This window comes from Caenispirillum bisanense (genome assembly GCF_039523075.1).
GTDB lineage: Bacteria > Pseudomonadota > Alphaproteobacteria > Rhodospirillales > Rhodospirillaceae > Caenispirillum > Caenispirillum bisanense.
In genome coordinates, this window is the sequence record NZ_BAAAEP010000088.1 from 1 (window position 1) to 9,254 (window position 9,254).

Here is a 9,254-nt window from a genome sequence, read left to right on the forward strand (position 1 = left end):
TTCACCAGCCTCGCGCAGCTTACTGCCGACGCTGGGCAAGACATACAAGGGACAAAAAACAAACTCTAAAAACTATACCCCACCGTCACCCTCAACACCCGCTCCAGCGGGTCGACGTCGGCGGGGGTGTCGCCGTCCCAGTTGACTTCATACAGGGCGCGCAGGAACAGGCCGTCGCGGAAGGTGTAGCGGACGCCGGTGGAGGTTTCGACCCATGGCGAGCCGCGCCCCTGGAAGGCGACCGGCAGCAGGCCCGACTGGTCATGGACGAAGCGCAGGCGCTCGAACAGCGGCCAGGCGAAGTTCACTCCCCAGGAGACACCGGCGCCGGACGAAATCTCGGAGTCGAGATGGCCGAGCGGCCGCTCGTGGTAATAGACCGGGCCGGCCTCCAGCCGCAGGTAGCGGCCGTCGTCCTCGTCGATGACCGGGGCGCCCACCAGCACGGAATATTCCTGCCGCAGGGCGATGCCGTCGCTCTCGTTGCGGCTGAGGCGGATCATGGGCGAGATGGTGGGCGGGTCGTCGACGCCGAGGTCCAGGCGCAGGGCGGTGCGGAAGCTGTCCTCGATCTGCTGGCCGCGGTAGCGGTCGCGCTCCACCTTGGCGTCCAGCGACAGGCGGTTGTCGCCCCAGGCCAGCGAGGCCTCGCCGTCGAGGTAGACCTCGCGGCGGTCGTTGCGGCCGTCGAACAGGCGCAGGCCGACCGCCAGCTCGCCGGTCAGCGGCAGCGGCTCGTCCTGGGCGGCCGTGGAAGTCTCCGGGGCCGGCGGCTTGGGCTCCAGCGCCAGGGCGGGATCGACCGGCGGCAGCGGCGCCGTTTCCGGCGGCAGGCGGGGCGAGGGCGGCGATGCCGGGGCCATGGCGGCGACCCGTGGCCGGGGGATGGAGACCTCGCCCAGCAGGCTGGAGTCGAGGACGATTTCCTCCGGCGAGTCGCGCAGCAGGCGGCCGATGAGCAGTTCGCCGCTGTCCAGCCGCACGCGAACCCGCTCGTCCACTGCCGGCGCCGCCTGCGCCGCAAGGGGCAGGACGGCGGCAACGACAGTCAGGGCGAGGGTGATGCGGCGGACGGGGGTGCGGTACGCCCGGGTCATCCGGCCAGCTTGCGCGGCACCGCACGGGGCGGCAGCGGCGGGGCATCGGGCCAGTCGCCGGCCAGCCAGCGGGCCCAGCAGGCGGCATGCAGCCCCACCAGTTCCTCGGCATTCTCAAGCACGGCAAGCGCCTCCTTGTCGTCGAGAGCGGCCGGACCCAGGTAGCGCAGCTTGCGCGCCGCTGCGGCGGCCTGTTCGGGGGTTGCACGCGACTCCTGGTCGGCCAGCGGCAGGAGGTCCAGATGGTCGCGCAGGCGGTCGGCATCAAGCACGGTCCAGGCCAGCAGGGCGTTGCGGTCGGGCCGGGTGCGGGCGGCGTCCTCGTCCAGCAGGGTGTCGAGGGTCTGCAACACCGGCGGCGGCAGGGTTTCCTCGCGCGTCAGCAGCAGGCGGGCGCGCTTCAGGGCGAGGCCGACGCGGCCGCTGTCGCCCAGCCACACCACCACCGGCGCCAGGATCAGCCCGGCCTCCACCGGCGACAGCCACAGCGCCAGGGTGGGAGAGGTGATCCAGGCGGCGGCGGTGACGGCGGTGCCGATGGCGGTGAACGGCAGCCAGCGTTCCACCGCCTGCTCGAAGGCGCCGTCCTCGGCCTTGCGGTTCTGCGCCGACCAGCCGACCGCCCGGCCGAGCACGGTGGAGAACACCGCCAGCGAGTGCAGCAGCATCATGATGGGGGCGAGCAGGGCGGTGTAGAGCGTCTCGATCAGCACCCCCAGCGTCACCCGCCAGCCGCCGCCGAGGGCGCGGCGCAGGCGGCCGTCGCGCAGGGTGAGGACAAGGCCGAACAGCTTCGGCACCAGCAGCAGGCCGAGCGCCACCGCCAGCAGCGTCAGGGCGGCGCCCTGCACCTCCAGCGGCCACTGCGGGAACGGCCGACCGGCGGCGAAGTAGCTGACCGGCGTGCGGGCCAGCTGCCACGCCTGCAGGGCGGACAGGACCAGGAACACCAGCCACAGCGCCGAACTGACGTAGGACATGACGCCGACCGAGAAGTGCAGCCGGCTCACCCAGTGCAGGCCGCGCGCCGGGATCAGGCGGGCGTGCTGCAGGTTGCCCTGGCACCAGCGGCGGTCGCGGGTGGCGAAGTCGCCGACGGTCGGCGGCGGTTCCTCCAGGGTGTCGTCGATGTCGTCGGCGATCAGCACTTTCCAGCCGCCGCGCCGCAGCAGCGCCGCTTCCACGAAGTCGTGGCTGAGGATCTCGCCGCCCAGCGGGGCGCTGCCCGGCAGTTCCGGCAGGCCGCAGCAGTCGGAGAAGGCGCGGGTGCGGATGATGGCGTTGTGGCCCCAGTAATTGCCTTCGCCGGCCGCCCAGAAAGCGATGCCGCTGGCCGACAGCGGGCCGTAGACGGCGCCGGCGAACTGCAGGATGCGGGCGAACAGGGTCTCGCCGCGGGCCAGACGCGGCGGCGCCTGCACCAGACCGGCCTTGGGGTCGGCCTCCATGCGCGCCACCAGTCGGGCGAGGGAACTGGCGGTCATGATGCTGTCGGCGTCCAGCACCACCATGTACTCGTACAGCTGCCCGTGGCGGCGCACGAAATCGGCGATGTTGCCCGACTTGCGCTCGCGGTTCTGCAGCCGGCGGCGATAGTAGACGGGGGGCAGGCCGCGTGCCTCGTCGGCCTGGTCGGCGAGGTCGCGCCAGGCGTCCACCTCCGACAGCCAGGGGCCGGGGCGGGTGGAGTCGGACAGCACGTGGATGTGGAAGTGATCGCCAAGGCCATGCGCCGCCAGATCGCGCCGCATGGCCTGGATGCCGGCGAAGACGCGGCCCACTTCCTCGTTGTAGACCGGCACCACCACCGCCGTCGGCCCCTTGGCCGTTACCGGCGGCACCGGCGCCTCGGCCGGCGGCGGGCCGCGGAACAACAGCACCAGGAAGCCGGCGCCGAGCGTCCAGAACGACTGCGCCAGCCACAGCGCCAGCGGCACGAAGACGGCGATCAGCGCGATGTCGAGCAGGCTGAGGCCGTCGACATAGAGGATGCGGGTGTAGGAGGCCACCAGCGCGGCAGCGGTGCCGAGCACGCCGATGACGAAGACGGAGCGGCGGGCCATGACGGCAACTCCCGAACGATCAGGGTCAGATAAGGACAAGGGCAGCCGCCAGGGCCGGGACCACCATGGCCGCCAGCACCATGGCCCACAGGCGGGCGGCGCCGAGGCCGGGGGTGGGGGCGATCAGCACCGGCGACAGCGGCTGCGGGTCCATGGGCAGGCCGGCGACCGGCAGCGGCACCGGCCGGTGGCGGCCGTCCTCGGCCAGCAGGCGACCGGCGTGTTCCAGGCAGCGGGCGAGGGCGCTCTCGCGGTCCGGCACCGCCGTTTCCGCCCGCACCGCCGCCGTCACCCGGCGCGCTTCCTCCATGGCCTGCGGCCGCGGCAGGCCGTGGGCGTGGGCAAGGTAGACCGCCGTCTTCAGGCGGATGTGGCGCCAGAAGGCGTCGATCTGCGCCGCCGGATCGGGCACCGGCGCCGGCTTCGGTCCGCCGTGGGCGGCGGTGGGGGTGGCCGGTCGGGCTTCGGTCGCCGTCGGGACCGCCGTGGCGGCCAGCGTCAGATGTCGGACCATTGGAAGCTCCAGGTTTCCGAAAGGGGCTGGCCGTCCAGCTCAAGACGGCAGCGCAGCTCGGCGGTGGCCTCGGGAGTGGCCGGCAGGTCGAAGAAGACCCGGCGGCCGCCGGTGACGGGGTTGAACTGACACACCGGCTCCGACGCCTGGATGTTCTGGGCGTGCAGCACCGGCACCACCTCGGCCTCCGGCGGCAGGCCGGGAAGCGGCCCGCCGACGAAGTCGATGACGATCTTGCGCAGGCGCCGCGCCTGCTCCTGCTGCCCCGGCAGGCCGCCGCGGCCGACGCGGGTTTCCAGCGCCACCGCCAGCGGCTGCTGCGGCCCGTGCAGGCCCCAGTGCATGACGTAGCGCAGCACCGCCTCGCCGCCGGCGCGAGCGCGTTCCTTCGGAGTCCAGAACGCGACGATATTGTCGTGGGTCTCATCGGGGGTCGGAATTTCGATCAGCACCACCGCGCCCTCGCCCCAGTCGCCCTTGGGCTCGATCCACAGCGACGGCCGCAGGTCATAGCGGGCTTCCAGGTCTTCGTAGGAGTCGAACGACCGCACCCGCTGGATCAGGCCGAAGCCGCGCGGCTGCGTCTCCTGGAAGGCGGACATGGCCAGCGCCTTGGGATTGCGCAGCGGCCGCCACACCCATTCGCCGCGGCTGGAGTGCATGAGCAGCCCCTGGCTGTCGTGGACGCGCGGGCGGTAATCGGGGTGGTCGGCCGGGTCGCTCGGCCCGTGGTCGAACATGCTGGTCAGCGGCGCCAGGCCCAGGCGTTCGATGTCCTGGCGGAAGAACAGGCGGGCGGTGACGTCGACGGTGGTCATCTCGCCCGGCTCGACCGCGAAGCGATAGGCGCCGGTGAGGCTCGGCCCGTCGAGCAGGGCATAGACCGTCAGCGGCCGCCCGCGTTCCTGCGGCCGTTCCAGGTACAGCTGGGTGAAGGCGGGGAACTCCTCGCCCTTGGGCAGGCCGGTGTCCACCGCCACGCCACGGCCGGAGATGCCATAGTGGGTGCCGCGACCGAGCGCCCGGAAGTAGCTGGCGCCCAGGAAGACCATCAGCTCGTCCAGCTTCTCCGGGTCGTTCAGCGGGTAATGGACGCGCACCCCGGCGAAGCCCAGGTTTTCCGGCAGCGGATCGGTGATGCGGTTGCGGCCGAGGTGGAAGTCCTGCTGGCGGTAAGGCACCGGCCGCGCCACGCCGTCGCTGACGTCATGCACCGCCACCGGCCGGTCGAAGTAAGACCCCAGGTGGAAGAACTGCACTTCATAAGGAGACAGTTCCCGCCACAGGGCGCTTTCGCCACGGAAGCGGATGTCGCGGTACTGGTCGTAGGACAGGTCGGACAGCACCGCCGGGATGTTGCCGTCGGTGGACTGGAAGCCGGTCCGCGCCAGTCGGCGGGCCTCGTCCACCAGCCAGTCGTAGGAGAACGGCGCGCCGCTGCCGGCGGTGTCTGCGGCGGCGGGTTCCGCCGGCACCGGCTGGCCCTGGCCGAACAGGGAACCGGGCACGCCCAGCGCCGTGGCGCCCAGCAGGCCGCCCAGCAGGCTGCGACGGGTGAGGCGCGCCAGGGGCTTGGACAGGGGGGATCGCTTCATCGTCATGATCGAGGCAGTTGTCGTGGAACCGGGGGCGGTGGCGTGGCGGCCGGCCAGGCGGACAGATGCCCCCTGCCGAAAGCCGGACGTACAACGTGCACGCCTGAACGCCGTTGCGGCGATGACGACCTCGTGACCTCTCGCAGGGCGGGAATTCGGCGGAAGTTCTAGAGTTTTCGGCCTGTGTGAAAAAGCCGTGACGGTTCTGCCCTATGGCCGGGCGCGGTGGCGGTCGCGCCGCTGGTACTCGCCGGGGCGGGCGCCGGTCCACTTGCGGAAGGCGCGGTGGAAGGCGCTCGGCTCCGCGAAGCCGAGGTCGGCGGCGACGTCGGCCACCGCCCGGCCGGGCTCCGCCAGCAGGGCGAGCGCCATGTCGCGGCGCAGCTGGTCCTTGATGGCGCGGAAGCTGGTGCCGTCCAGCCGCAGCCGCCGGCGCAGGGTGGGCGGCGAGGTGGCAAGCTGCGCCGCCACCGTCTCGAAGTCCGGCCATTCCGTTGGCGGCAGGCCGCGCAGCAGGCGGCGCACCCGGCTGGCGTCGCTGGCGACGTTCTTGTACTTCACCAGCATGTTTTCCGGGTTGTCGCGCAGGAAGGCCTTCACCGTGTGCTCGTCCTGCAGGCAGGGCAGGTCGAGCAGGCCGGCATCGAAGTGGATGGCGGTCGCCGGCTGGTCGAAGCGCAGGCGGGCGCTGTAGAGCACATGGTATTCCGCCGCATGGTCGGGGCGGGCATAGGCGAAGTCGGCCCGCAGGATGGGAATGCGCCGGCGCACCAGCCAGCAGGCGACGCCGTGCATGAAGATCAGCAGCGTCTCGTACAGGAAGATGTGGCGCGGCAGGCCGGGCGTGCGGGGGTAGAGCACCAGGCTGGCCGTGCGCTCGCCGCGGCTGACGGTCGCCCCCACGTCGTCGATGACGGTGCCGAAGAACCGCGCCATGCGATCAAGCGCCTTGCCGAGCGTTTCGGCATGGACGACGGAGCGGCACAGCAGGGCGAAGGTGCCCACCTTCATGCGGCGGCTGTCCTGGCCGAACAGCTCATCATCCAGCACCTGGGCGATGATCTTCAGGAGGATGCCGTAGGCCGCCGGGGTAACCCGCGCGCGGGGGCTTGCCAGCACCTCCGGCGCGATGCCCGCCTTGCGCAGCACGGGCGCAGGATCGTGCCCTTTTTCCACCAGCCCCTGCAGCGCCGCATGGACGAAGCAGACCGCCACCGTGCCGGTATCCTTCATCCCCGCGCGCCTCCGCCGCCGCCTCTGCCGGGTGCCAGTGTAGCGTCGGAAAGTGGCAAAAGCGATCACCTCCGCTGACCGCTCGCGTCATGGACGGCGCCCGCCGCCGCGCCTAGAGTCCGCACCCAGAACAAGAGCGGGAACGCACGCGCCGGGCCAGGGGACGCGGGGGCCGGTTGTCGGGCGTTCACTGCGGACGGAACGCAACCAAGAGAGGGACCAGCCCCGCCATGTCGGCCAATCTTGATGTGCTCGGCGGCCAGACGCCGTCCTACGACGCCTATGTCGCCGGCTTCGACTACGATGCCCTGGCGGCCCGCGTGCTGTCGGGCAGCCTGACCGCGCTCAATGCCTGCGTCGAATGCTGCGACCGCCATGCCGGCGACCCCGCCGCCGTGGCGCTGTACTGGGAGAACAAGGACGGCGCCCGCGCCACCGTCACCTTCGCCGAGCTGCAGGCGCGCGCCGCCCGCTTCGCCAACGTGCTGAAGGCCCAGGGCGTGCAGCCGGGCGACCGCGTCGCCGGCCTGCTGCCGCGCATTCCCGAGCTGCTGACGGTCATCCTCGGCACCTGGCGCGCCGGCGCCGTCTATCAGCCGCTGTTCACCGCCTTCGGCCCCAAGGCCATCGAGTACCGCTGCGGCGCTTCCGAGGCCAAGCTGGTGGTCACCGATGCCGCCAACCGCTCCAAGCTGGATGACGTCAAGGACTGCCCGGCGATCATGACCATCGCCGCCCCGCGTGACGGCGACCTCGACTTCGCGGCCGAGATGGACAAGGTAGCGGAGGATTTCGCGCCGGTGATGCGGTCGGGCGAAGACCCGTTCCTGATGATGTTCACCTCCGGCACCACCGGCCTGCCCAAGGGCGTGGCCGTGCCGCTGAAGGCCATGGTGGCGTTCTACGAGTACATGCGGTTCTCGGTCGACCTGCGTCCCGACGACCGCTACTGGAACATCGCCGATCCCGGCTGGGCCTACGGCCTGTATTACGCCGTCACCGGGCCGCTGATGATGGGCCACGCCACCACCCTCTACGACGGCCCCTTCACGGTGGACGGCACCTACAAGGTGATCCTCGACAACGGCATCACCAACCTGGCCGGCGCGCCCACCGCCTATCGCCTGCTCATGGGCGCGGGCAAGGAGCCGGCGGCGCCGGTGAAGGGCAAGCTGCGCGTGGTGTCGTCGGCCGGCGAGCCGCTGAACCCGGAGGTCATCCGCTGGTTCGACGACGCCCTCGGCTGCCCCATCTATGACCACTACGGCCAGACGGAAATGGGCATGGCGGTGTGCAACCACCACGCCCTGCTCCACCCGGTGGAGGCCGGCTCGGCCGGCGTGCCGCTGCCCGGCTTCGCCATCGGCGTGCTGGACGAGGAAACGCTGGCGGAACTGCCGCCGCACAAGCCCGGCATCCTGGCCATCCGCCGCCCGGCCTCGCCCGGCTTCTGGTTCCAGGGCTACTGGCAGCAGGAGACCAAGTCCTTCCGCGGCGACTGGTACCTGACCGGCGATACCGTGGAACTGAACGAGGACGGCAGCATCGCCTTCGTCGGCCGCAGCGACGACATCATCACCTCGTCGGGCTATCGCATCGGTCCGTTTGACGTGGAAAGCGCCCTGATCGAGCATCCGGCGGTGGCGGAAACGGCGGTCATCGGCAAGCCGGACCCGGAGCGGACCGAGATCGTCAAGGCCTTCGTGGTGCTGAGGAAGGGCCACGAGGGCACGCCGGCCCTGGCCGAGGAACTTCAGATGCTGGTGAAGAAGCGCCTCGCCGCCCACGCCTATCCGCGCGAGATCGCCTTCGTCGAGGAACTGCCGAAGACGCCGAGCGGCAAGATCCAGCGCTTCCTGCTGCGCAAGCAGGAAAGCGCGTAAGGAAGCCTTCAGGGAAGAAAGACGACCCGCCATGAACATCACCGACAAGGTCTTCATCGTCACCGGCGGCGGCTCCGGCCTGGGTGCCGCCACCGCCGAGGGGCTGGTGGCCGCCGGCGCCCGCGTGCTGCTGGTCGACCTCAACGGCGAGGCCGCCGCCGCCAAGGCGGCCGAACTGGGCGCGCAGGCGAAAAGCGTCGCCGCCGACGTCACCGCCGAGGCCGATGCCCAGGCCGCCATCCAGGCGGCGCTGGACGGCTTCGGCCGCGTCGACGGGCTGGTCAACTGCGCCGGCATCGCGCCGGGCGAGAAGGTGGTCGGCCGCAAGGGGCCGCACCGGCTGGAGAGCTTCGCCCGCGCGGTGAACATCAACCTGATCGGCACCTTCAACATGCTGCGGCTGGCTGCCGAGGCGATGATGAAGAACGAGCCCGACGCCACCACCGGCGAGCGCGGCGTCATCGTCAACACCGCCTCCATCGCCGCCTTCGACGGCCAGATCGGCCAGGCCGCCTATGCCGCCTCCAAGGCGGGCGTGGTGGGGCTGACCCTGCCGGTGGCGCGCGAGCTGGCGGGTTCGGGCATCCGCGTCGTCACCATCGCGCCGGGCATCTTCGAGACGCCGATGATGGCGGGCATGCCGGCCGAGGTGCAGGACACCCTGAACGCCATGGTGCCGTTCCCCCAGCGCATGGGCAAGCCGGCGGAATTCGCCGGCCTGGTCCGCCACATCGCCGAGAACGGCTACCTCAACGGCGAGGTGATCCGCCTGGACGGCGCCATCCGCATGCCGGCGAAGTAAGGGCGGGCAGGCGCCACGCCAGGCCCCCGTCCCGCAGGGACGGCCGGCGCGACCGCGCCGGCGCCGC

At 71.4% G+C, this 9,254-nt stretch carries 7 protein-coding genes; 2 read left to right on the plus strand and 5 right to left on the minus strand.

Features of this window, described 5'->3' with window-relative positions; genetic code table 11:
• Positions 1-65: 65 nt before the first annotated feature.
• The 5 genes from ABD056_RS21955 to ABD056_RS21975 all read right to left on the minus strand — a co-directional run bounded on the left by ABD056_RS21955 (position 66) and on the right by ABD056_RS21975 (position 6,502).
• Positions 66-1,097, minus strand: coding sequence for a DUF481 domain-containing protein (locus ABD056_RS21955; protein ID WP_343870324.1), 1,032 nt, complete (start codon positions 1,095-1,097; stop codon positions 66-68).
• The gene (gene mdoH / locus ABD056_RS21960; RefSeq protein ID WP_343870325.1) at positions 1,094-3,199 is read right to left on the minus strand and encodes a glucans biosynthesis glucosyltransferase MdoH; all 2,106 of its coding nucleotides are present in this window, start codon (positions 3,197-3,199) and stop codon (positions 1,094-1,096) included. Before mdoH ends, ABD056_RS21955 begins: the two co-directional genes overlap by 4 nt.
• The gene (locus ABD056_RS21965) at positions 3,186-3,674 is read right to left on the minus strand and encodes a hypothetical protein (protein ID WP_343870327.1); all 489 of its coding nucleotides are present in this window, start codon (positions 3,672-3,674) and stop codon (positions 3,186-3,188) included. The genes mdoH and ABD056_RS21965 overlap by 14 nt, the downstream gene beginning before the upstream one ends.
• Positions 3,659-5,269, minus strand: coding sequence for an OpgD/OpgG family glucan biosynthesis protein (locus ABD056_RS21970; protein ID WP_343870329.1), 1,611 nt, complete (start codon positions 5,267-5,269; stop codon positions 3,659-3,661). Before ABD056_RS21970 ends, ABD056_RS21965 begins: the two co-directional genes overlap by 16 nt.
• A gap of 210 nt (positions 5,270-5,479) precedes the next feature.
• Positions 5,480-6,502, minus strand: a complete 1,023-nt coding sequence (locus ABD056_RS21975; protein WP_343870331.1) for an AraC family transcriptional regulator — start codon at positions 6,500-6,502, stop codon at positions 5,480-5,482.
• 230 nt (positions 6,503-6,732) lie between these two features.
• Here ABD056_RS21975 and ABD056_RS21980 point away from each other — a divergent pair, with 230 nt between their 5' ends.
• Both ABD056_RS21980 and ABD056_RS21985 read left to right on the plus strand, forming a co-directional pair.
• A complete protein-coding gene (locus ABD056_RS21980) occupies positions 6,733-8,385 on the plus strand; it encodes an AMP-binding protein (protein WP_343870333.1) in 1,653 nt (550 codons plus the stop codon).
• Positions 8,386-8,416: 31 nt separating this feature from the next.
• On the plus strand, positions 8,417-9,187 hold the full coding sequence (locus tag ABD056_RS21985; RefSeq protein ID WP_343870335.1) for an SDR family NAD(P)-dependent oxidoreductase: 771 nt from the start codon (positions 8,417-8,419) through the stop codon (positions 9,185-9,187).
• The last annotated feature ends 67 nt before the right edge of the window (positions 9,188-9,254 follow it).